21 protein-coding genes are annotated in these 21,950 nt (G+C 66.2%); 4 read left to right on the forward strand and 17 right to left on the reverse strand.

Annotation, left to right across the window (positions count from 1 at the left end):
• Positions 1-258: 258 nt before the first annotated feature.
• Positions 259-666 (forward strand): MarR family winged helix-turn-helix transcriptional regulator, encoded by a 408-nt coding sequence (locus tag BXY39_RS11090; RefSeq protein WP_121938889.1) that lies wholly within the window; start codon positions 259-261, stop codon positions 664-666.
• A 43-nt stretch (positions 667-709) separates the two neighbouring features.
• Here BXY39_RS11090 and BXY39_RS11095 read toward each other — a convergent pair whose 3' ends face one another.
• Entirely contained in the window at positions 710-1,483 is a 774-nt protein-coding gene (locus tag BXY39_RS11095; RefSeq protein WP_121938890.1) for a prepilin peptidase, read from the reverse strand.
• Between the two features lie 200 nt (positions 1,484-1,683).
• Here BXY39_RS11095 and BXY39_RS11100 point away from each other — a divergent pair, with 200 nt between their 5' ends.
• Positions 1,684-1,884, forward strand: a complete 201-nt coding sequence (locus BXY39_RS11100) for a twin-arginine translocase TatA/TatE family subunit (protein WP_121938891.1) — start codon at positions 1,684-1,686, stop codon at positions 1,882-1,884.
• 107 nt (positions 1,885-1,991) lie between these two features.
• Here BXY39_RS11100 and BXY39_RS11105 read toward each other — a convergent pair whose 3' ends face one another.
• From BXY39_RS11105 to BXY39_RS11120, 4 genes are read right to left on the reverse strand one after another with little or no spacing between them, the layout of a single operon-like run.
• A complete protein-coding gene (locus BXY39_RS11105; protein ID WP_121938892.1) occupies positions 1,992-2,753 on the reverse strand; it encodes a DevA family ABC transporter ATP-binding protein in 762 nt (253 codons plus the stop codon).
• A 15-nt stretch (positions 2,754-2,768) separates the two neighbouring features.
• Positions 2,769-3,956, reverse strand: a complete 1,188-nt coding sequence (gene devC, locus BXY39_RS11110; RefSeq protein WP_121938893.1) for an ABC transporter permease DevC — start codon at positions 3,954-3,956, stop codon at positions 2,769-2,771.
• Entirely contained in the window at positions 3,953-4,978 is a 1,026-nt protein-coding gene (locus BXY39_RS11115) for an HlyD family efflux transporter periplasmic adaptor subunit (RefSeq protein WP_121938894.1), read from the reverse strand. Before BXY39_RS11115 ends, devC begins: the two co-directional genes overlap by 4 nt.
• Positions 4,975-5,649: a TetR/AcrR family transcriptional regulator gene (locus BXY39_RS11120; RefSeq protein WP_121938895.1), complete on the reverse strand. Its 675-nt coding sequence runs from the start codon at positions 5,647-5,649 to the stop codon at positions 4,975-4,977. Before BXY39_RS11120 ends, BXY39_RS11115 begins: the two co-directional genes overlap by 4 nt.
• 592 nt (positions 5,650-6,241) lie before the next feature.
• On the opposite strand from BXY39_RS11120, the gene BXY39_RS11125 reads away from it, so the two are divergent.
• The gene (locus BXY39_RS11125; RefSeq protein WP_121938896.1) at positions 6,242-8,476 is read left to right on the forward strand and encodes a PhoX family protein; all 2,235 of its coding nucleotides are present in this window, start codon (positions 6,242-6,244) and stop codon (positions 8,474-8,476) included.
• 125 nt (positions 8,477-8,601) lie between these two features.
• Positions 8,602-9,642, forward strand: a complete 1,041-nt coding sequence (locus BXY39_RS11130) for a prolyl hydroxylase family protein (protein WP_121938897.1) — start codon at positions 8,602-8,604, stop codon at positions 9,640-9,642.
• Between the two features lie 13 nt (positions 9,643-9,655).
• On the opposite strand, the gene BXY39_RS11135 is transcribed toward BXY39_RS11130, so the two are convergent.
• From BXY39_RS11135 to BXY39_RS11185, 12 genes are all read right to left on the reverse strand, one after another.
• Positions 9,656-10,561, reverse strand: a complete 906-nt coding sequence (locus BXY39_RS11135; protein ID WP_170163780.1) for a type II secretion system minor pseudopilin — start codon at positions 10,559-10,561, stop codon at positions 9,656-9,658.
• Positions 10,542-12,743, reverse strand: coding sequence for a type II secretion system secretin GspD (gene gspD / locus BXY39_RS11140; RefSeq protein ID WP_121938899.1), 2,202 nt, complete (start codon positions 12,741-12,743; stop codon positions 10,542-10,544). The genes BXY39_RS11135 and gspD overlap by 20 nt, the downstream gene beginning before the upstream one ends.
• Entirely contained in the window at positions 12,740-13,267 is a 528-nt protein-coding gene (locus BXY39_RS11145; RefSeq protein WP_121938900.1) for a hypothetical protein, read from the reverse strand. The genes gspD and BXY39_RS11145 overlap by 4 nt, the downstream gene beginning before the upstream one ends.
• Positions 13,264-13,893: a type II secretion system protein GspM gene (gene gspM, locus BXY39_RS11150; protein WP_170163781.1), complete on the reverse strand. Its 630-nt coding sequence runs from the start codon at positions 13,891-13,893 to the stop codon at positions 13,264-13,266. The genes BXY39_RS11145 and gspM overlap by 4 nt, the downstream gene beginning before the upstream one ends.
• Positions 13,886-14,971, reverse strand: coding sequence for a PilN domain-containing protein (locus BXY39_RS19345; RefSeq protein WP_170163782.1), 1,086 nt, complete (start codon positions 14,969-14,971; stop codon positions 13,886-13,888). The genes gspM and BXY39_RS19345 overlap by 8 nt, the downstream gene beginning before the upstream one ends.
• Positions 14,958-15,662, reverse strand: coding sequence for a PulJ/GspJ family protein (locus BXY39_RS11155; protein WP_121938902.1), 705 nt, complete (start codon positions 15,660-15,662; stop codon positions 14,958-14,960). The genes BXY39_RS19345 and BXY39_RS11155 overlap by 14 nt, the downstream gene beginning before the upstream one ends.
• Entirely contained in the window at positions 15,663-16,067 is a 405-nt protein-coding gene (locus BXY39_RS11160; RefSeq protein ID WP_121938903.1) for a prepilin-type N-terminal cleavage/methylation domain-containing protein, read from the reverse strand.
• Entirely contained in the window at positions 16,045-16,530 is a 486-nt protein-coding gene (locus tag BXY39_RS11165) for a GspH/FimT family pseudopilin (protein WP_170163783.1), read from the reverse strand. The genes BXY39_RS11160 and BXY39_RS11165 overlap by 23 nt, the downstream gene beginning before the upstream one ends.
• Positions 16,508-16,984 carry a type II secretion system major pseudopilin GspG gene (gspG, locus tag BXY39_RS11170; RefSeq protein ID WP_121938905.1) on the reverse strand — a complete coding sequence of 159 codons (477 nt, stop codon included), beginning with the start codon at positions 16,982-16,984 and terminating at the stop codon, positions 16,508-16,510. The genes BXY39_RS11165 and gspG overlap by 23 nt, the downstream gene beginning before the upstream one ends.
• A 12-nt stretch (positions 16,985-16,996) precedes the next feature.
• Positions 16,997-18,211 carry a type II secretion system F family protein gene (locus tag BXY39_RS11175; protein WP_121938906.1) on the reverse strand — a complete coding sequence of 405 codons (1,215 nt, stop codon included), beginning with the start codon at positions 18,209-18,211 and terminating at the stop codon, positions 16,997-16,999.
• The gene (locus tag BXY39_RS11180; RefSeq protein ID WP_121938907.1) at positions 18,211-20,130 is read right to left on the reverse strand and encodes a GspE/PulE family protein; all 1,920 of its coding nucleotides are present in this window, start codon (positions 20,128-20,130) and stop codon (positions 18,211-18,213) included. The genes BXY39_RS11175 and BXY39_RS11180 overlap by 1 nt, the downstream gene beginning before the upstream one ends.
• 111 nt (positions 20,131-20,241) lie before the next feature.
• Complete coding sequence (locus tag BXY39_RS11185; protein ID WP_170163784.1) at positions 20,242-21,849, reverse strand: oligosaccharide flippase family protein; 1,608 nt, start codon at positions 21,847-21,849, stop codon at positions 20,242-20,244.
• Positions 21,850-21,950 lie beyond the last annotated feature (101 nt).

Here is a 21,950-nt window from a genome sequence, read left to right on the forward strand (position 1 = left end):
ACCGGTCCTGTGCGATCGAAGGACGCGCACAGTTAAAGAAAAACAAGGGGGCGCCTGCATGCAGCAGGCGCCCCCTTGTTTTTGCCCTTGTTTTTGTAGACGGCAGGGCGCGCCGCCGGCTTTTTGCAGCCGCAATTGTACCCACCAATTTGCATATGCAAATTGGTGCATGGACCGTTCATCTCCATACCGGTACCATCGGTCTGAACAGCGCGGCTGGCGGCAGTCGCGCGACTGTGACACGGGACTTTGAAAGACATGGACTTCAGGCAAAAGGCGGCGGTGTGTCTGCAAAACTGCTATGCGACCAATCTGCGCCGGGTCAGCCGCGCGGTCAGCAATCTGTATGACGAAAAACTGTCCGTTCTGGGTCTCAAGGCGACCCAGATGACCCTTCTTCTGGTGCTGGCGTCCGGGACCCGTCTCACCATGACGGACATCGCCAGGCAGCTTGAGGTCACGGTCTCCACCATCAACCGCAGCCTGGTCATTCTGGAGCGGCGGGGCCTTGTGGATATCGGCGACGGGTCGGCGCGCACCCGGCTTGTGGCCCTGACCGGACGTGGCGAGACCCTCCTGGAAAAGGCCATGCCGATCTGGCTTGAGGCCCAGGAGGAGGCACAGGGCATGCTTGCGGGTTTGAAGAAGCCGGGCCTGACGGATTGACCGTCCCGCCTGGCCTGTTGTCCGCCCCGCCCGTTATCCCACGTTATCCCAGGGGCCAGCCGGGGCCGATGGGTCCATACAGCGCGGCGAGCCAACCGCCAAGCGCCAGGAAGGTGCCGAAGGGCAGGGCGCTGGTCATGGTGACGGGCCGGCCCGCCATTTTCGCCAGAAGGGCCGCCGCCAGCCCGGCGGCGGAGGCAATCAGCAGCACCGTCGGCAGGGACAGCGCCCCGGTCCATGCGCCGATTCCGGCCATCAGCAACGGATCACCCATGCCAAGGCCCTCGCGTCCGCGCAACCGCCTGTAGGATACCGCCACCAGATACAATACGCCGTAGCCGAGCGCGGCGGCCAGCATGCGGTCGGCCAGCGCGTCCAACCCGGACAGTGCCGCCGCCGCCAGCCCGGCGGCGATGAGAAACACGGTCAGCGGCAGCGGCAGGATCAGGCGCCGCGCATCGCTCACCGCCAGGCTCAGCAGGGTCCAGCCATACAGGCTGAACAGAACCGCGTCCAACGGGCGTGCCGCCGTCCAAACGGCCCATGCCGCAACCCCGAAAGCGGCAATCTCCATCAGCGGAAAGAACCAGCCGAGCCATATGCCGCATCCCCGGCAGCGGCCCCGTTGCAGGATCCACGAGACCAGCGGGATCAGCTCCAGCGGGCCGAGTGTACGCCCGCAGGCATCGCAGCGTGATCTGTCCACTATGACCGCCTGTCCCTCGGGCAGGCGCAGGACCAGCGTGCCGAGGAAACTGCCGACAAAGGGCGCTGCGATCAGCAACCAGACGGATATGGGCCATGCGCTCACCGGCATGGGGCCCCCGGTCGTGCGGTGGCGGTCATCGGAACGGGAAAGTGTCGCGGACTTGTCATAAAGGAATGCTAGCGCTCACTCTTTGAAGGCAGGGTTATCGCGTTTTGCGCGGCACTGTACAATAAACTGTGCAATAATAAGCAGGGCATGGCCGTGGCATGGTCCGGCGGCTCTGCCCATGTAATGAAGAGAGGTTTTTCATGTCTATCGGTCCCTGGCAGATTGCCCTTATCGGTGTCCTTTTGATCCTTCTTTTCGGTCGGGGCAAGATTTCCGGCCTGATGGGCGATGTCGGGCGCGGCATCACCGCCTTCAAAAAGGGTCTGAAAACGGCGGATGAGGAAACATCCGTGAAACTGGAAGAACCGGCCCAGGACGCCAAGGTCAAGTCCGCCGACTGACCTTCGGGCGACCGTCTCGCGGCCCCCGATCCGCATCCATACCCCACGCCGCACCCCTGCTGTCCGCTATTGCCGGGCATGTCGGCCGGTGTCCGCCGTGTCGCCTGTCAGCCCCCGGTCGTGTGCCGGATGCGTCCGTCTTCCATGGCGACGGTCCGGTCGGCGGCATCAAGAATGCGGTTGTCATGGGTCACCATCAAAATGGTTGTGCCCCGGTCCCGCGCCAGTTTGACCAGCAGGTCGACGACGGCGCGGCCCGTTGTCTTGTCCAGGGCCGCTGTGGGCTCGTCCGCCAGGATCACCGGCGGCTGGTGCACCAGCGCGCGGGCAATCGCCACCCGCTGTTTCTGCCCGCCGGACAGGTTGCCGGGCAGATAGTCCATGTGCCCGCCAAGACCGACGGCCTCCAACATGGCGGCGGCGCGTCCGCGCCAGTCCCGCAGGCCGCCGCGCCCGTGCACTTCGAGACCCATGCGTACATTCTGCAGGGCCGTCAGACTGCGGTGCAGATTGTGCGCCTGAAAGATAAAGCCGATCTTGCGCCGCATGGCGACGAGCGTGCTTTTGGATGCACCGGCAAGCGGTTGTCCCACCAGCGACACATCGCCCGACTGGATCGAGCGCAGGCAGCCGACAAGGGTCAGGATCGTCGTCTTGCCGCAGCCTGACGGCCCGGTGAGATAGACGATTTCCCCCCGCCTGACGGTCAGATCCACATCGAACAGCACCTGCTTGCGCAAAGCCCCGGTGCCGTACCAGTGGCACAGCCCCCGTACGTCGATGGTGGCGGGCGCGGGCGGGACGGATGTGCCAGGGTCGGGCTGTATTACGGCGGATATGGTTCGCGGCGATAGGTCGGGCAGGGTCATGGGCGCGGCCTTTCCTCAGAAGATATCCGCCGGGTCGGCGTTCGCCAGGCGGCGGGTCGCCAGCGCCCCGGACGCGCAGCACATGAGAAACGTCATCAGGAAAACGGTGACGATCCGTTCCGGCGGCAGTTCGATCGGCAGGGCGGTGGCGCCGCGCGTCAGCTCATACAGGCCGAGGGAGGCGAGAAAGCCGGGGATGAAGCCCAGGCCCGCCAGGATCAGCGCCTCCTCGATGATGATGCCGAGCAGATAGGTGTCCCGGTAGCCCATGGCCTTGAAGGTGGCGTATTCGGCCATATGGTCGTTCACATCCGTCGACAGGATCTGGAAGACGATCACCAGCCCGACAAGCAGGCCCATGCCCGCCCCGAAACTGAAGACAAAGCCGACGGGGGCGTAACGCGCCTGATAATCCTGCTCAAACGCGACGAACTCCTCCAGCGTCATCGCTTGCGTGTCGCCGTCGGGCAGGCGGTCGGTCAGGGCCTGTTTCACCGCCGCGATATCCGCGCCGGGCTCCGTCGTCACCAGCCCGATGCTGACGGTCTCGCTGGACCGCATCGGCAGCAGACGGAAAAAGGTCTGGTCGCTGGCGACAAGCGTGCCGTCGGTCCCGAAGGAGGCACCAAGCCCGAACAGTCCGGTGACACTCAGGGTGCGTCCGTCAATTTCGGTGCCGAGGGTCTCGCCCCGTTCAAGGGCGGCGACGGTGCCGGCATATTCGCCGCGCGCCAAAGCGTCGAACAGAAGCGTGTCGGGCCGTTTCAGTTTGTGAAGCTGATCGCGGATCGCCGGCAGGACAAAACTGTCCCGGTCCGGGTCCACGCCGATCAGCTGCATGGGGTGGCGTCTCAGCGTGGTCGGGTTGCGCCAGTCCAGCCGGCCGATATAAACGGGCGCGACGCCGGCGACACCTGGTGCCGACAGGGCCTGATACAGGCGGCGGCGCGGGATCGTGCGCAGCGTGTCCATCTTGACCGCCGCCGTGCTGATCAGAACCAGATCGGCCTTCAGGGCACGGTGGGTCATCACGCTGGTCTCGAACAGGGCGCCCATGAACCCCAGTTGCATGAAAATCAGGATATTGGCGAACGCCACACCGGCCAGCGCCACCGCCAGGCGGCTTTTGCTGTGTGTCAGTTGCAGCCAGCCGATGGGCAGGCGGTTGCCCGCCCCCCGCCATATGCCGGTCAACCGTGTCATCGCGGAAACACCACCGTCACCTCAAGGTCCGTAAAGACCCGCGCCCTGAGGGTCGAGGCCGCATCCAGCCGGACGTCCACCTCGACAACGCGCGCGTCGGTGTTGGCCGCCGGATCGCTGTCGACAATGGTCTGACGCCCGACGCGCAGGCCCATGCGCGACACCGTGCCGGTCAGGGCGGTGTCGAACACCGGGCTTTCGATGCGGGCCGTCTGCCCGTCGCGCACATGGATGATATCGCTCTGGTAAACTTCCGCCACCACCTGCATCCGGTCCAGGTCGCCCATGTCCAGAAGGCCGTCGCTGCCGATCCGCTCGCCCGCGCGGGCGTGCAGGGTCAACACCACACCGTCTATCGGTGCACGGATATAGGCATTTTCCAGCCGCGCGCGCTGGCGCGCCAGCTCGGCGCGGGCGGCATCCAGTTCCCGCCCGGCCACGGCCACGTCGATCTGTTCCTCGCCCAGGCGTGCCTCGGTCCGTGCCAGATCGGCCACGGCCTGCCGGACACCCTGCTCGGCGGTCAGGAAGTCGCGGCGCTTGCGGTCATATTCGGCCTCCGATATGGCGGCCTTCGCCAGCAGCTGGCGAAACCGCTCATGGTCCGCGTGGGCGGTTGCCAGCTCCGCCCGCATCTGTTCCAGCGCGGCGCCGTTGACATCCAGATCGGTTGTGGCATCCAGCCGGATCCGGTCCAGCGTGGCCTCACGCAGGGCAACGTCGGCCTCTGCCGCGGCCATCTGGGCCAGACGCTCCGCCTCGATATCCAGAACGGCCAGCACGTCGCCCGCCGACAGGCGCTGTCCTTCGCGCACGGTCAATCGTTCGATCCGCGCGCCGTCGGTGCCGGCGCGCGCGGCCACCGTGATCACCTCGCCCACGGGCTCCACACGGCCGAGCGCATAAATGGCGGTTGGCGGGCTGGTGGTTGGCGGGGTGGCGGTCTCGGCACGGGCCGTGCCGGCGGTTTGGGGACCGTGTAGACACAAAAACATCGCCGCGACGAGGACAGGGCGCATCATGTGTCGTCCTCCGCCGCCGCCGGGATGGGTGCGCCCAGATGGGCGCAGGCCGCCTTATGCCAGATACCGATATAGCGCTCGGCATCCATCGGATCGTCCGCGTATTTGCCGATGGAATTGTTCCACAGGCCAAGAAACATCAGACTGCCGAGCAGATAGCGTGCGCTGTAATCGCAGTCGTCGCAGGTGAACTCACCACTCTCCACACCGCGCCGGATCAGGGTGGTCAGCATGCCGATGATGCTGTCATGCAGGCGCGCCTTGAACAGCTTCGTCAGGTCGGGGAAATTGCCGGCTTCCGCCATGATCATTTTGGGAATGCCGTCAATTCCTTCCGCCTGGACCATCTGGTACCAGGTGTGCGCCAGTATCCCCAGCTTTGGCGCAAAAGGCGGCTCGAAGGACTGAACCAGACGCACCATGCGGTCTTTCGCGGGGATTTGCACCGTTTCCACAATGGCGACCAGCATGGCTTCCTTGTCCGCGAAATAGCGGAACAGGGTGCCCTTCGAGATGCCGGCGGCAGCGGCGATCTCATCCGTGCGTGTGGCCGTGAACCCCTTGCGTTCGAACAGGGTGCGGGCGGCCGACAGAATCTCGCCGGGACGGTCTTCGGCGCGGCGTTCGAATTTCTTCTCGGGCTTGCGTTTTGTGTCGGCGTGTCCGGGCATGGATACTTTCCAAAATAACTGACTAGTCGGTTATTTATTTAGCATCCCGTGCGACGGGTCGTCAAGACGGGGTGGAAACAGGGGACAAGAACAAAGCGGCCGGCGACGGGAAATTCCATATATCGCGGGCGGGGGATAGGCTGTATAAGGTGACGCGATTGTCGGGGCGGCACCCCGGCAGGTGGATCCGTGGGGCACGGGCGATCAAGACAAATGATTATAGATTTTGCAATTGATAAGTATTCGCAAGTATAAAAACTCAAGCGATCCGTCATTGTCACGCACAGTTCAGTCCAGATTTGCCTAAAAATGACTGAAGTGTATTTTTGCACTTAAAAGGTGCAATATTAAACCTCTGAAATAAAAAGATTTTCTTTCCGATCCGGATTCTGAGTCATAAAACCTTCGCAGAACCGTCAACTTTTAAAAACAGGACTGTCATCTCTCCTGCATAGAAATTGGGCCATTCCAAGGGGGATTGGATGGGCTTCGTACGGGTCGTGACTGGGGGCCGCTTTCGGGCGGTGCGGGTTTGGCCGTGTTCGAATTCCCGCCTTTGGTATTTCAGGTATATCATTGTGGAGAGAGACTGATGGATGATGTGAAAGGGAAAGCGCCCTTTGACGACGCCGTGCAATCGCGCGTCAAGGCAATTGCCGACGAACTGCGCTCAAAGGCAACCGTCGAGGATGACGGTGTGGATTTCCCGCTTGCCAAGCGTGGCACCGATGCCCAGCCCTTCGGTATGCTGATGGCGTCGCAGATTGAACGCCGTTCCTTCCTGAAAGGCGCCAGCGCCGTTGCCGCCATGGGTGTCGTGGGCGTCAGCGCCTCGGCCCTGCAAAGCGTACCCGCCGAGGCACAGGCCGCCGATTCGCTGACCTTCACACCGATCGAGGGCTCCGACGCCGACGAGATCATCGTACCCGAAGGGTATGAGTGGAACTCCATCATTCAGTGGGGCCAGTCGCTGGTGTCCACCACGCCGAATCTGACCGACGCGCAAATCCGCGACGGTTTCCTGGCCACGGCGGCCGCCGCCGAGAACATGAACAACCAGTTCGGCTACAATTGCGACGCGGCCGAGTTCTTCCCGCTGCCGGGCTTTGACGCCGACGGTGCCACCAGCGGCATCATCTGCGTGAACCACGAATACATGAACTACAACCTGCTGTTCGAGTTCGGCGAAGAGCCCGATCCCGCCAACACGCGCGACCGCCGCAACTATGACTCCAGGGTTGAATATTTCCGCGCCAATCCGGAAGCGGCGCGCTTCGCCCGTGCCAATGTCGGCATCACCGTCGCCGAGATCGAGCGTGTGGACGGTGCCTGGCAGCTGGTGCTGGATTCCCAGTTCAACCGCCGCATCACCCTGGATACGCCGATCAACCTGTCCGGTCCGGCTGCCGGCAGCGACTTCGTCCAGACGCAGGGCAGCTCGCGCGGGATCACCGTCCTCGGCACCTACAACAACTGCGCCGGCGGCAACACGCCCTGGGGCACCTATCTCTCGGCCGAGGAAAACTTCGACCAGATCTTCGGCGGCTTCGCGGCCCTGGAAGAGCGTCTCGGCGACTCCACCGACCCCGTCGACATCAAGACGCTAGATTTCCACCGCCGGATCGTCCCCCGTTCGGGCGACTCCAGCCTGGGTCTGGAAGCCACGTGGAACCGCTTTGACTCCAACCGTGTACCGAACGAAGCCTTCCGCTACGGCTGGATTGTCGAGCTCGATCCCTACGATCCGACCCCGCGTCCGAAAAAGCGGACGGCGCTCGGCCGTTTCAAGCATGAGTGCGCCACCACCATCGTCGCCACCGGCGGCCAGGTCGCCGTTTACCTCGGCGACGATGCGCGGTTCGAATATCTCTACAAATTCGTGACCGCCGGCACCTTCAACGCCGCCAACCGCGCCGCCAACATGGACCTGCTGGACGAAGGCACGCTGTACGTCGCCCGTTTCAACGACGACGGCACCGGCGAATGGATCGCCATGGACTATGACAGCCAGCCGGCTCTGCGGTCCGCCACCGTCGAAGGCACGGACGTTCCGCAATTCGCCAATCAGGCCGAAGTGCTGATCAACGTCCGCCGCGCCGCCGACATCATGGGCGCCACCCCGATGGACCGTCCGGAAGACGTTCAGGCCAACCCGGTGACGGGCAAGGTCTACATGGCCTGCACCAACAACACCCGCCGGACATCGGAGACCCGCCTGTCCAGCCGTCAGGGCCGTGAGGTCGACGATATCGCCGATATCCCGAACCCGCGTACCAACAACAGCTTCGGCCACATCGTCGAGATCACCGAAGACGGCGACGACAATGCCGCCACCACCTTCGCCTGGGAAATCTTCATGCTGGCCGGCGATCCCAACTCCGAGGAAGGCCGCTTCCTGACCCAGCTGAACGATATTGACGAAGCCCCGCTCGGCACCAACGACACCTATTTCGCCGGCTGGACCGATGCCAGCGTCCTGCCCGCGATCGGCTCGCCGGACAATCTGGGCTTCGACAACCAGGGCAATATGTGGATCGTCACCGACGGCCGTCAGCCCACCGGCAACAATGACGGAACCTTCGTGGTGCCGACCGAGGGTCCGACTCGCGGTTTCCTGCGTCAGTTCATGTCGTCGGTCAACGACTCCGAGGTGTGCGGCGCCGAATTCACGCCGGACAACGAGACCCTGTTCCTGAACATCCAGCACCCGGGCGACTCCGGCGTCATCGGTGCCCCGGCGTCCAACTTCCCGAACGGTGGTGACAGCGAACCCCGTCCCACGCTGATCGGGATCTGGAAAACGGACGGCGGCGTCGTCGGCTCCTGAGCCGGCACCGCCACAGCCTTTAAAACGGATTTTCCGACAGACGAGGGGGCCTTCCGGGCCCCCTCATTGCTATTTGCGATGACAGGGTCCCAAGACCACAGGGCTATAGGGGCCTACTTTGAGACATGAGGTGCATGGTGAGCGGTATCGGTTTCGGTGAACGGATTCCCAATTTTGTCCGGATGAACGCGGGCGGACAGCCGGTCATGTTCTATGACCGCTGCTGCGGTGACCCGGCCCTGATCGTCACCGGAACGCCCGCCACACTCAGCGCGTCGGCGGGCCCGCTGGCGCAACTTCTTGTCGAGGCCGCCGCCGCCGGCCTTGTCTGTTTTGTCGTCGTGCGCACCGGGCCGGATGGGCCAAAGACAGATACGCCAGAAACAGATAGTCCAGAGACAGGCATAGCCGCCCTGTCTTCTCTTTTCCCCGATACGGTCTGCCTGCTCGCGGACAGCGACGGTCAGCTCAGCGACCATCTTGCCGGACGGCAGACGGATGTGACCCTTTTCATCACCGGCCGGACGCTGCGCCTGTTGGCAAGTCTACCGTTCGACGGGGCTGATCCTGCAATCCGGCGGACATTCGCGAAGGCTCTCGCCTACCCGCACGGGCAGCCCCCGTTGCTGGAGATACCCGACCTGCTGACACCGGCCGAATGCGACATGCTGATCGGCGTGTTCGACCGGGCCGACCCGGTGCCGTCCGGCTCCCACGTGGAAAAGGCCGGCAAGGTCGTCCTGGAGGAAGACCCGGATGCGAAAGTGCGGCTTGACGTGACGGTTCCGCAGGGGCCGGTGTCCGAAAAGCTGATGGCCATCATGACCCATCGTCTGGTGCCCGAACTGCGCTATGTGTTTTCCTTCACCCCGCGCTCGTCCGAACAGTTCAAAATCGTCCGCTATGACGCCGACAGCGGCGGGCATTTCGCGGTTCACCGCGACAACAGCACGCCGGACGCGGTGGCCAGACGCTTTGCCATCACACTCAATCTGAACACCGGGGCTTATGACGGCGGCGGACTGATTTTCCCCGAATACGGCCCCGCGCCCGTCTCGCCGCCGGCGGGTGGTGCCGTGGTGTTTTCCTGCGGGCTTGCGCACAGGGTCACGCCGGTGACGCGGGGTGTCCGCTATGCGCTGATTTCCTTCCTGCACGGGGCCTGATGCCGACCGGCTGCTATCCGCCGGCCCTCTCCGTCAGGTTCTCTCCACCTGGCAACCGCTCCCACACCGCGATCTGATAGGGGCGGGCCAGTCCGGGCAACAGCCGCACCACCGCCCGGCGGCGGAACCGCGGCCCGTTTTGCAGGCGCACATCCGCAAGGATTTCCAGCCGCGCCGATGGCGGCACGCTTTCGCTGACAAGGCGGGTGCGCGCCCCTTCGTCCAGTGCCGCCAGGGCGGCCAGAACCAGCGGCGGGGCACCGCGCGGGGTGATGCGGGGGCCGCCCCACACCGTCACGGCATCCGCCACGCGGGTAAGCAGCGTGTCGTCCATGCCCGCCACATAAGCCAGCTCCCGCACATGGGAGAAGGGCCTGTTGGCCGGCCCGGCCCGGCCCGCCGTTTCGTAAAAGTCACGCTCGGCTCCGAGCGGGCGCGGCGTGTCGTCCCCGTCCCGCCAGTCCAGTATGGCGGCCGCCAGACGGCGCGCATTGCCGGCGCCGGCGGCCTGGAACAGGGCCGTCAGCAGCGCGCCGTCCGCCCGGTTCAGATCGATTTTCCGCACGGTGCCGTGGACCGTGACGACAATGTCGGCGGCCGTCGCCGTGCCTGCATCCGTGACCATAACCGCCGGTGTCACGGCCCCGCCCGGCACGGCGCGCCCGGCCAGAAGGTCGGCCATGACCGCATGGACGGCCGCGTCCGCGATGTAGGCGGCGCGCAGCGTTTCAACCGCGTTGGACGTGCGGCTGACATCGACATGGCTGGCCCGCACGATCAGCGCGGCGATCAGGGCCAGCAGACCGACCGCCCACAGGACGGCGACAAGGGCATAGCCCTGTGCGGCCCCGGCGCCACGCGACAGTCCCGGCTGTGCCGCCGGCCCGCCGGCGTTTGCCTCAGCGGTTCCGGTCGTCAAGATCGCCGCTTTCCGGCCCGCCGGCCGCACGCGGTTTGATCAGCGGTTCCAGGCCGCGCATGCGGCGGCGCAGTTCCTCGGTGACGCTGCGCGCTTCCTCGACACTGCCGACAACGCGCGGCGTGACCAGAATGAGCAGTTCGGTGCGCTGCCGCCGTTCGTCGCGGTTTTTAAAGGCATTGCCGAGAAGCGGGATGTTTTTCAGGACCGGCACGCCGCTGTCGATGATGGTGGTGGAACTTTGGATCAGTCCGCCCAGCGCCAGGGTTTCGCCGCTGCGCACGGCCACCGTGCTGGAAATCCGCCGCTGCTGGATGGTCGGGGCGTCGATGCCGGAGGATTCCGTTTCCACCACGCTGGACACTTCCTGTTCGATGTCCAGCAGCACCATGCCGTTGGCGTTGACGCGGGGCGTCACCTGCAGGATCACCCCGGTCGAGCGAAAGGTGATGGTGTTGAACAGCGTGTCGCTGTCGCCCTGCAGGTTAAGCGCGGTGCCCTGGGGCACCGGCACTTCGTCGCCCACCTGCAATGTGGCCGTCTGATTGTTCATCACCATCAACTGGGGCGAGGACAGGATTTCAATATCGGTGACGCTGTCCAGGGCATCGACGATGATGTTCACGTCGCCGCTGTTGAAAATACCGCTGAAACCGGGGGCGCTGGGGGTGATGGTGTTCGATGTGCCGCTTGTATTGGTGAAATTGAAATCACCGCTTTCAAAGAACCACTGGACGCCGTATTCCAGATCGTCGTTCAGGCCGACCTCGATGACCGCAGCATCGATCAGAACCTGCAAGGGTTCCACATCCAGTTGCCGGATGGAATTGCGCACCAGTTGATAATCCCCCGGTGTTGCCAGGACCAGAAGGGCGTTGTTGCGTTCGTCCGCGATGATCCGCATCCGTTCATTGGCGAAACTGACCAGCGGTTCGCTCTGGCTGACGCGCGGGGTGCCGGCACTGATCGTGTTGGCGTCGCGCGCCGTCTGGCCCGCGCCGAAGGCCGACGCCCCCTGGCCCGCGCCACCGCCGAGCGGGGCGCCGCCACGGCCCGGCATGGGGGCGTTCATGACGGCGGCGCGCTGGCCCGGCGCGACCCCGCCGGCCCCGGCAAAGGACTGCACCTGCTGCTGCGCCCCGAACAGACCGCCGAGCACGGCGGCCAGATCCCGCGCCCGGCCATTCTGGACCTTGTATATATACAGGCGGTTGCCGGCGTTCTCGCCGCCCGTGTCCAGCTGTTCCACCCATTCTTCCGCCCGCACCAGCAGGTCCGCATTGGCGGCGATCACCAGAATGGCGTTCAGCCGTTCCACAGGCACAAAGCGGATGACGTCGCTGGCCAGCCCGTCGCTGGCGCTGCTGAACACGGTATCCAGTTCACGCACCAGTGCCGACGCCTCCGCCGCTCGCAACGGGACAAGGCCGTAGGTCAGGCCGGACATCCAGTCCACGTCGAAGACGCTGACCATGTCCACCAGGCTCAGCCGTTCCGGGCCGGTGCCGGCGATCATCAGCAGGTTGCGCTGCGGGTCCACGGTGATCTTGGCGCGCGCTGGCACGAACGGCGTGATCAGCTCCGCCACCCGTTCGGCCGATGTAAACGACAGCGGCACCACATGCACGCCGTAGCCGGCGCGAAGCTGCTTCGCGCTGAGGCCCACCACCGGTGTGGTCCCGTCGCGCGTGCGGTCGAGGGCGGGCATCAATTTGTAAAAACCGCCTTCATCCACCAGCGACACGCCGACCGGCTGAAGCGCGCTTTCCAGGGCGAACAGAACCGCTTCGCGCGGGACCGCCTCATTGGTTTGCAGGGTGATCCGGCCATCGATGGACGGGTCGATACTGTATGTCAGGCCCAGCGCCTCCCCAAGGACGGCATCGGCGACGGCGGCGATGTCGGCATTCTGGAAATTCAGCTTCAGGCCCGCGCCGTCCGCCTGCCACCGTGTGGCGCTGGGCAGGCGGCTGGCGATGCGGTCGCCGCTGCCGCGTTTGACAAAGCCCTGCGGTGCGTCTGTTTGAACCTCCGTGGCCTGCGACTGATAAGTGGCATTGGTGCCGTCCGCCCGTTCCGTGCCCGACCCCAGTTCCAGCGGTTCCGTCGGCCCGCGATGGGCGCCGCAGGCCGCCAAAAGGCCGACCAGGCCTCCTAAAAAAACAAAACGCAAACCCGTCATGACGTTTCTGACCCTTTATCAGTGTCGACAAGATTGAGCGTGCGGCGCGTGGTCCCCCGCTCAAGTGTGACGCTGTTCCTTTGTATGTCCTTCACGGTCCAGCCGCCGATGCGGCCACCCAGCGGGACGCTTTTGTTTGTTTGCGGGCCGGTCTCGAACAGGGCGGCCCGTGTGTGACGGCTGATGATCACGCCCGTCAGTCTGGGCAGGCCGCCCTGTTCGAAACCGGCCCGGCCCGCCACCGTTTTCGTATCCTCTTCGGGCGCGGCCTTATCGCCTGCCGCTATGGGCGTCCGGTCGGGGCGGAACAGGGGCCGCGCCAGAACGGTCGCGACCATGGCATCCCTGTTACCGCGATCCGGGCGGTTTGCCGCCTGTACGCCGGCCTGCGCGGTGGCGGGCGCCGTCTGCGGCAGGGTGGCGGGCGGCGCGACCGGCAGGCCGAGGGCGGTTGCCAGGGACGCGGCCAGCACCAGAAGAAGGCCGGCCAGAATCCGGTCCGGCCATGTCATGCCGGTTTTCATCGGCCGTTTCCTCCCCCGTCTTCTTGCCGCGTCAGGCGCACGGCCTCCACCGTCAGGCTGGCGTCCAGCGCCGACGGGTCGTAGGCCGCGCGTCCGCGCGCGCCGGTGCGGCCGGTGCGCGGTCGCAGGGTGATCGTGCTGACCACCGTACGCGGCATGGCCTGTTCCAGTGCGGCCAGCGCCCTGACCAGACCGTCATAATCGGACTGCACCTGCACACGCAGGGTGACAATCCCGTCACCGTTGTCGGCCCGGTCGGTGGAAACCCTGCCCACGCTTGCCCCCGTTCCGGTGAAAATGCGGCCCACATGACGTTGCAGTTCGGCGGCGGCCAGGGCATGCGTTTCGCCGGCCAGATAGGCGCGCTGCCAGCCGGTCTGACGTTCCGCCGTTTCCACGGCGGCCGCCAGCGTGTCCTTCTGCGCCGCCAGCCGTTCATAGCGCGCGGCCAGCCGTTCCGCGGCGACCAGATCGGTGCGGGCTGTCAAAAACAGCCCGATGCTCTGCTGGGCGAGGCCGGCGATCAGCAGGACAGCGCACAGGACCGCCAGGGTCCAGGCGGCCAGCCGGCCCATGGCCGTGGGGCCGGGCTGCCCTGCGGGACGGGGCGAAGCGGGTTCAGCCATCGCGCTCTTCCTCCGTCGCGGCAGGGCCGGGGGCGGGTGTGAAGGCCACCGTGAAGCGTTCCACCCCGTCCCCGCCGATGGATACGGGGGCGCCGAAGGCCACATTGTCGACCCCGTCCATGCCGGACAGGCGTTCCAGTATGTCGGCGGCGGACGGGGCATTGCCGCTAAGCGTCACACGCGTCCCGTCATAGCGGATTTCCCGCGCCCATGCGCCGTCGGGCATGGCGGCCGTCACATCCGCCAGCAGGGCGACCATGGACGGGTGGCGCGCGGTCAGGTCCGCCGCGCGCCGGCGCTCGGACATCAGCGTGTCCAGTCGTGTCTTCAGGGCGGCGGCCTCTTCCGCCGCTGTGCGGGCCTGTGTTGTCCGGGCCGCGATGACGTCCGCTTCGCGTGCGACCCGGTCGGTGACAAGGGTGCCGCCATACTGGTACAGTCCGGCCAGCATCAGTGCCATGACGGCCTGTCGCGTGCGCCGGGCGCGCATGGCATCGGCATGGGGCGTGCGCCGCCGGCCGTTCAGGCGCATGGTCAGCTGGCCGGGGCCCATATCCAGCATCAGGCCGTCATGGCTGTCTTGCGCATGCCGCGCCAGCCGGTTCAGGGGCGCAACGGCGGCCCGGCAGACAAGCGTGCCGCCCTCCTGCCCTGCTTCCAGACTGTAGGCACCGGCAATATCGGCCATGTGGAACGGGGTGCGGTCCTCTATTTCCAGCGCGATCCTGTCCTCAAGCGTGCCCAGTGCCGCCAGCGGCAGGTTCAGCTCCAGCGTCAGGGTTTCATACGCCGGCACCTCCGCCAGTTTTGGCTTCGGCCCGGTCGCCGTATGGCGCAGGTCCAGATTGGTTGCCAGCCAGCGCACCGCCTGTTCCACCCGCCACACCAGGGGGGACGGACGGGTCCACCGCCACAGAAACGCGGCAAATCCGGCACCGGGGCCTTGTCCGCAGTCCCGCCGCAAACCGGGCGACAGTCCGGGCGCGGCGGGATCGTCGGCTCCGCCGCCCTCCGGGATGCGCGTCCCTTTGCCATATGTGTTGATATTCACTGTTTCGGCCTCATCACTGCGTGACATGTGTCAACAGAACCGGCTGGACGACCGCCCCCGCTGTCGCATCCCCAATTCCGCCCCCGATCCCATCGTCGATCCCGGTCCCGCCTCTATTTCCGGTGTCAGCTGTACCCATGACATCAAACGCCACAAGACGCGGTGCCGAAGGGGACGGCCCCCAGGTGTCCCGCCATATGACATCGCCGTTTTCTCCCGTCCGTCCGAAATAGCGGAAGGCCGACGGGGCCAGCCCCGTTGCCACCCGGCGGCGGACCGGCGGGGACAGGCCCGCTTCAGGGTCCATACTCACAAGCAGGCTGTCCCCCTTTGCCGTCGTCTCCAGCGTCAGGCTCACACGGTACAGGCCGGGCGGCAGGGCACGCACGGGGTTGCGGGCGTAAAAGTCCAGTGTCTGCGCCGTTCCCGTAAAGGCCAGCATCTGGCCGTCGCGGATGGCTTCCGCCCTGCTGACGAGACCGCTGACCAGACGCACCGCCAAAGCCCTTTCGCCGCGCGCCGTCACCGCCCTGTCGATGCTGTCCTGACTGCGCCGGGCAAACCCAAGGCCCCCGACAAGCCCGGCGGTGATCAGCGCCAGCACCGCCAGCGCGACCATCAGTTCCAGCAGGCTCAGCCCGGTGTCATGCCTGCGGGCGCGGCGGCGGGGATGGCCTGGTATACGGGCTGGCTTAAGGGTTGGCGAAGAGTTTGGCATTCAGCGGCCTCCCCCTCTGAAAGGGATCAGCCGCACCGTTTCAAGCCGCAGCGGCTGCGGCGCGCCAAGCTGTCCTTCCAGACGGACCAGCGTGGCGCCGCCCGGCAGGGTTTCCAGTATGTTGACGCGGATGTCGTACGGGCGCCCGTCTTCCAGCTGTCCGCTGTGGCCTGACGGACGTGCGGCGGCGGCGGTTTCCTCGATCAGGCGGCTCAGCGTCATGTGGTCGGCTTCAATCGCGGCGGCGGTGACCAGCCGGTCGCCCGACGAGGACAGGCTGCTGAAAAACAGCCCCAGGCCCAGCCCCAATATGGCAAAGGCGACCAGCACCTCGACCAGGGTGAAGCCGTGCCGGTAGCCTGCGCTGCATATCGCGGGTGTGTCAGTCGCCGGTGCCGCCGTCACGGCGCGCCTCCCCCGTTAGCCAGTCGAGTGTTACGGTGCGTGTCAGATCCTCCTCCGCCAGTGTCAGCCGTCCGCCCGTGCTGCTGCCGTCGGAAAAAAAACGGAAACGCCCCGTCTCGCCAGTGACCAGGGCTTCTGCCGTTGTCATCGAGGAAACGCGGGCGCTTTGCAGTTGTGTCTGCGCTCCGTTAGGGCCGGTCAGGATGCCGTCGGCCATGTCAACCGTGACCATGGTATCGCGGTTTCCGCTCAAAGCGGTCAGGCGCGCCCGGTCCAGCATGTCTTCCACCGCGCGGGCATCGGCCTCCAACCGCGCGGCAACACCGCTGCCGACAAGGCGCGGTGCCGCCACGGCCGCGACCAGCGCCACGATGGTCAGCACCACCAGAAGCTCCATCAGCGTGAAGCCCGTGGCGGGCACGTCCGGGACGGCGAATGTTTTACCAGTTGACGATGTCGGCATTTTCATCCTCACCGCCCTCGCGCCCGTCGGCACCCAGGGTATACAGGTCATAGTCGCCGCCATGCTCGCCCGGCTGGCTGTACGCATAGGGCCGGCCCCAGGGATCCGTCAGGCCGTCGCGCTTGTCCAGATAGGGGCCCCGCCATTCCGGGGCGGCGTCGGGTTGGGTCATCAGGGCTTCTAGTCCCTCGTCGCTTGTGGGGTAGCGGCCCACTTCCAGGCGGAACAGGTCCAGCGCGGCGGCCAGATTGTCGATCTGCACCGCGGCCACATCGCTTTTGGCCGCGCTCAGATACTGGATCACGCGCGGCGCGGCAAAGGCCGCCAGCAGGCCCAGTATGGCCAGCACCACCAGCAGTTCCATCAGTGTGAAGCCAGCCTGCGCCCGCCGTGCGGGGCGCGGTTTGCGGGTGCCGTGCGGACGGTGACGGGGGATGGCGGAAAAAATACGCATTCCTGATGCCTTTCAGACCAGACGGTTGATGTCCAAAATGGCCGACATGACCGACCAGACGATGATGCCCACGACACCGCCCATGATCAGGGTCACGGCGGGGGTCAACAGGGCGGTGGCGCGTTTCAGCGCGGTGTCGATGTCATGCTCGGCGCTGTCGGCGATCCGTTTCAGCGTCGCCGGCAGGCTGGCCGTTTCCTCGCCCAGCCGGATCAGCCTGAGACCGCGCGGCGTCATCACACCGGCCCCGGTTATGGCCTGCCACAGCGGCGTGCCCTGCTGCACGGCGGCGACCATGTCCAGATACCGTTTGCCGAGCGCACGGTTGGTAACGGTGCGGGCGCTCAGCGTCAGGGCCGATTGCAGGGCAACGCCGCCCTCCAGCAGCAGGGCCAGCGCGCGGGCGAAGCGCGCCGCCTGCGACAGCAGCAGAAACCGCCCCAGCCCCGGCAGGGCCAGAAGCCAGCCGTCCAGACGCAGGCGGGTGTCCGGCCGGCGCAGTGCAAGGGGGACTGCGACCGCCAGCACCGCAACGGTCAGGGCCGCAAACGGCAGGCCCGCGACGATGCCGGTGCTCAGCGCCCGGACCTGTGCGGTCAGCCAGGGCAGGTCGGTGCCGGCGGCGGCGAAGACCGGTTCGAATTGCGGCACCACCACCGTCACCATCAGAATGATGACCGCGCAGGCCGTCAGGGTCAGGATCGCCGGATACACCAGCGCCGAGACCAGCGCGGACCGCCGGCTGAGGGCCTGTGCCTGCTGTTCCGCCAGCCGGGACAGGATGGGACCCAGCGCGCCGGACCGCTCGCCCGCCGCGATCAGGGCCAGGTCCGCGCCCGCGAAAGCAAGGCGCCGGTCGTCCAGCGCCCGCGACAGCGGCGTGCCCGCCCGCAAGGCCTGTGCCGCATCGCCCAGCGCCGCGCGGGCCAGACGGTTGTCGGCGATATCCACCGTCAGGTCGACGGCTTCCTCCACCGTCAGGCCGGCTTTCAGCAGCGCCGCCAGTTCGCCGAGCAGGGCGGCCCGGTCCGCGTGGCTGATGGTGCGGGCCCCCAGTTCCATGTCCAGAAGGGTGCTGAGCGATCCGTCCCCGGCATCCAGCACCTTGACCGGGGTTTTGTCCGCCTGCTGCAACTGGCGGAAGGCCGCCAGCCGGTTTTCGGCATCCATTTCGCCGCGTTCCGTGGCGCCGCTTGCGGTGATGGCCTGATAGCGGAAACGCGGCATCACCCGTCTCCCGCCGTCACACGCAGCACTTCCGCCAGCGAGGTGACGCCCTCAAGGGCCTTGGCCACACCGTGGGCGCGCATGGTGGTGAACCCGTCGCCGGCCAGCCGGGCTTCCAGCGCGCGGGCGTCCGTGCGGGCAAACAGATGCTCGCGCACCGTGCCGTCCACGGGCAGCAGTTCGTACAGGACCGTGCGGCCCTTGTATCCGCTGCCGCCGCATGTCTGACAGCCCTTGCCGCTGTATAGGGTGACGGTCTCGGCCCCAGTGGGCAGCCGTGCGCCGTGTTCGCGGACCAGCGCGGCCGGCACCTGTTCCGCCGTGCGGCAGTCGGGGCACAGGGTGCGGGCCAGCCGCTGCGCCAGAACCCCCCTGAGCGTCGAGGCCAGCAGATAGTCCTCGACCCCCATGTCCAGCAGTCGGGATACACTGGCAACGGCACTGTTGGTGTGCAGGGTCGCCAGAACCAGATGCCCGGTGAGCGAGGCCTCGATCGCGATCCGTGCTGTTTCGCCGTCGCGGATTTCGCCGACCAGCACGATATCCGGATTGTGTCTCAGCGCCGCCCGCAGCACCCGCGCGAAGGTCAGGTCGATCTGCGGCTGTACCTGCACCTGGACAAGGCCGTCGATTTCATATTCCACCGGGTCCTCGACGGTGATGATTTTGCGGCCGGGCTCGTTCACCTCCGACAGGGCGGCATAGAGGGTGGTGGTCTTGCCGCTGCCCGTCGGGCCGGTGACCAGGATGATGCCGTTCGGTTCGCGGATGAGACCGCGCAGCAGGTCCAGCCGCGCGCCGTCGAACCCCAGCGCCGGCAGGTCCAGCGCCACCGCCGACCGGTCCAGCACCCGGATCACCATGCTTTCCCCGTGGACGGAGGGCAGGGTGGCGACGCGCAGGTCGATCTTGCGGCCGCGCACGGTGGTACGGATGCGCCCGTCCTGCGGCAGGCGGGTTTCCGCGATGTCGATCCGCGCCAGAAGTTTCAGGCGCGACAACAGGGCCGCCGCCATGTCCGGCGCCACCGGCGGGCCCGGCTCCAGCCGTCCGTCCACCCGATAGCGGATGGCAAGGCCGCCCACGGCGGGCTCCATATGGATATCGGCGGCCCGGCAGGCGACGGCACGGTCCAGCACCTGATTGGCCAGACGGATGACCGGGGCTTCGCTGGCCAGTTCCTTCAGACGGCTGAGATCGTCGTCGCCCAGCACCGTCGGTTGGCCGGGCCCGTCCTCCGCCGTGTCTTTCGCGGCGCTGTCCAGACGGACAAGGCCGGCGGCGATGTCCGCGCGCGTGGCGGCATGGGGGGCGACGGTGCAGCCCGTCGCCATTTCCATCCCCTTGATCAGAAACCCGTCAAGCGGATCGCTCAGCGCCATGTGCAGGATTGTGCCGTCCGTCCCGTCCTCGCCGTACAGGGGCAGGACATGGTTCTTCCTCAGAAAGTCCGGGCTCAGACCGTGTGTGTCCGGCAGGTCGGCTTCGGGTCTGTCCGATTGTCCCTGAAAGACGGGCACCCCGGCAAAGGCGGCCAGTGCGTCGCGGCAGGCCGTGTCGGACATCAGGCCCAGGTCGATCAGGGCGGCCGGCAGGCCGCACCGTGTCTCGGCGCTGGCATGCAGGGCCTGGTCCACCGACGGCGCGGACAGAAGGCCCTGTTCGACCAGATAGCCGCCGAAGCCGCCGCTTCCGGCCCGGATGTCCCGTGCCTGTTCGGTATCGCACACCCGATTGACCTGAGGCTGATTGACCGCCTGACCGCCGCCCATGATTCCCGGTACCCTTTTGGGCAGGATGCCATGCCGCCCGGCATCCGCCGTCATGGCCCGCGACCGGCGTCTCCGCCAGATGCGCCAGCCCGTCCGCCGGGCACTGATCAACAGTCCCGGCCCGACGGGCAGGCAGGAAGGGGCCATGTTTTGAAACCTTCAACAGACGAGGCCTACAGCCGGAGTGTTACACTTTTCATACGGCCGGCCAGACGCCCACCTGCCATGCAGCTCCGATGGGCCTGAATCGTCCCGGCCTCAGTCCTTGCCGAGGCGCTGCCGCAGACGCTCAAGGATTTGGCCCAGATAGTCGATAAGCGTGGCCTCCCCCCCTTGCGGTCGCCCGGTCGCCAGCCACAGCAGGATGACGACGCTGCCATAGATGGCGGCGCCCACGGCCACTTTCAGGGCCAGTGTCAGGATCAGTGACTGGGCGATGAAGGCCGGCATCGACCACACCCCCCAGACCATCAGCCCGCCCGCCGCCACCGGGCGGAAAAACACCCCCGTCAGGCTGAAGGCCGCGCCGGTCAGCCGCCGCAGGGTGTGGATTTCCGCCAGTGTCACCAGCATGGCCAGGATACTGAAGGTACCGGCGACCCAGTGCGGCCCGGCCAGATAGCCGGCGATGGCACAGCCGGCGGCGAAAACGCCGGCCCGCGCGGCCCAGAAGGCGGCGGACAGTTTCTGCCGGTCCAACGCGATGAACAGGGACTGGTTCACCGTGGCGATGGCGGTGAACGCCGCCCCCGGCGCCAGCAGTTGCAGGAAGGGGGTGGCGTTTTCCCACTGCCAGCCCAGCAGCGTGACCAGCATGTCATGGGCGACGGCCACCACCCCGAGAGACAGCGCCACCGCCGTCAGCGCCAGCAGCCCCATCAGGCGGGCGGTGGCATCGGCCATGCGCTGCGCGTCGTCCTGCATGCGCGACAGGGCGGGCAGGGTGGCCCGCTGGACCTGGCCCACCAGTTCGACGACGAAAATCTGCGTCAGTTCCCGCGCCACATGATACAGGCCGAAAATACTGCTGTTCAGCAGGGGGCGCACCACCAGGGAATCGATGCGGCCCGACAGGTTGATCGACAGGTTGCGCCAGAAGGTCCAGAAGGCAAAGCCCCGGATTTCCCCGAAATGGCTGAGGGTCAGCCGGTAGCGGAAGGGATGGAAAATCTGGCTGAGGATCAGGTCGCCGACGGTGCCCGCCAGCATGGCCACCACTAGCGCCCAGTAATTGCCGATGGTCAGCGCCGCCGTGATGGCCGCGATCACCTGCACCGATTTCTGGCTGATTTTCAGGACGAAATCCTTGCCGAAGCGGAAGGACCGGATCAGAAAGGCCGACGCCGGACTGGCCAGGGCCTCCAGCGTCGGCACAAAGGCCAGATAAAACAGAACCGGCGCCACCCGTGGTTCCCCCAAGAGCCACGAGACGGGCACGGCAAGCGCCATGGCGGCCAGCGAGACGCCGATGCTGAGGATCAGGCGCAGCGTCCACACCGAGGCCGCCTTGCTGTCCGTCAGGTCCGGCGTTCTGACCAGAATTTCGCTGAGGCCGGTTTCACGGAAAATCGTGAAAATGCCGAGGGCGATGGTGGCCGTGGCGACAACGCCGAAATCCTCGGGCGAGAGAATGCGCGAGGTGACGCTCAGCGACACCAGACCCATCAGGCGGATGCTCAGCCGCATGACCACGGCATAGGCCGTGCCCTTGGCCACGCTCATGCCATAGGATGTCTTATCCTCTGCCTGTGGAGTGGATAACGGTGCGTCGGAGGGCGGTGTATTGGATGCCTCTGTATCGGATGTCTGGGTGTCGGATATCGGTTTGTCGGAGGCCACGGCGCGTCCTTCCCCTTGCGCGGTCACCGGCGGGTCCCGGATATCACAGACGCTAAGGGCATGGCCCGGAAAAAGCCATGCCCTTGGGCGGTCTTTGCCGCATGTGGCGGGGTCGGCCTGCCGAAATG

This window comes from Eilatimonas milleporae, from assembly GCF_003688555.1.
GTDB lineage: Bacteria > Pseudomonadota > Alphaproteobacteria > Sphingomonadales > Kordiimonadaceae > Eilatimonas > Eilatimonas milleporae.

Excerpts from the sequence above, each read along its gene's own strand:
- BXY39_RS11090 (WP_121938889.1), top strand. The coding sequence starts at position 259 with ATGGACTTCAGGCAAAAGGCGGCGGTGTGTCTGCAAAACTGCTATGCG.
- BXY39_RS11095 (WP_121938890.1), bottom strand. The coding sequence starts at position 1,483 with ATGCCGGTGAGCGCATGGCCCATATCCGTCTGGTTGCTGATCGCAGCG.
- BXY39_RS11100 (WP_121938891.1), top strand. The coding sequence starts at position 1,684 with ATGTCTATCGGTCCCTGGCAGATTGCCCTTATCGGTGTCCTTTTGATC.
- BXY39_RS11105 (WP_121938892.1), bottom strand. The coding sequence starts at position 2,753 with ATGACCCTGCCCGACCTATCGCCGCGAACCATATCCGCCGTAATACAG.
- devC (WP_121938893.1), bottom strand. The coding sequence starts at position 3,956 with ATGACACGGTTGACCGGCATATGGCGGGGGGCGGGCAACCGCCTGCCC.
- BXY39_RS11115 (WP_121938894.1), bottom strand. The coding sequence starts at position 4,978 with ATGATGCGCCCTGTCCTCGTCGCGGCGATGTTTTTGTGTCTACACGGT.
- BXY39_RS11120 (WP_121938895.1), bottom strand. The coding sequence starts at position 5,649 with ATGCCCGGACACGCCGACACAAAACGCAAGCCCGAGAAGAAATTCGAA.
- BXY39_RS11125 (WP_121938896.1), top strand. The coding sequence starts at position 6,242 with ATGGATGATGTGAAAGGGAAAGCGCCCTTTGACGACGCCGTGCAATCG.
- BXY39_RS11130 (WP_121938897.1), top strand. The coding sequence starts at position 8,602 with ATGAGGTGCATGGTGAGCGGTATCGGTTTCGGTGAACGGATTCCCAAT.
- gspD (WP_121938899.1), bottom strand. The coding sequence starts at position 12,743 with ATGACGGGTTTGCGTTTTGTTTTTTTAGGAGGCCTGGTCGGCCTTTTG.
- BXY39_RS11145 (WP_121938900.1), bottom strand. The coding sequence starts at position 13,267 with ATGAAAACCGGCATGACATGGCCGGACCGGATTCTGGCCGGCCTTCTT.
- gspM (WP_170163781.1), bottom strand. The coding sequence starts at position 13,893 with ATGGCTGAACCCGCTTCGCCCCGTCCCGCAGGGCAGCCCGGCCCCACG.
- BXY39_RS19345 (WP_170163782.1), bottom strand. The coding sequence starts at position 14,971 with ATGTCACGCAGTGATGAGGCCGAAACAGTGAATATCAACACATATGGC.
- BXY39_RS11155 (WP_121938902.1), bottom strand. The coding sequence starts at position 15,662 with ATGCCAAACTCTTCGCCAACCCTTAAGCCAGCCCGTATACCAGGCCAT.
- BXY39_RS11165 (WP_170163783.1), bottom strand. The coding sequence starts at position 16,530 with ATGCCGACATCGTCAACTGGTAAAACATTCGCCGTCCCGGACGTGCCC.
- gspG (WP_121938905.1), bottom strand. The coding sequence starts at position 16,984 with ATGCGTATTTTTTCCGCCATCCCCCGTCACCGTCCGCACGGCACCCGC.
- BXY39_RS11175 (WP_121938906.1), bottom strand. The coding sequence starts at position 18,211 with ATGCCGCGTTTCCGCTATCAGGCCATCACCGCAAGCGGCGCCACGGAA.
- BXY39_RS11180 (WP_121938907.1), bottom strand. The coding sequence starts at position 20,130 with ATGGCCCCTTCCTGCCTGCCCGTCGGGCCGGGACTGTTGATCAGTGCC.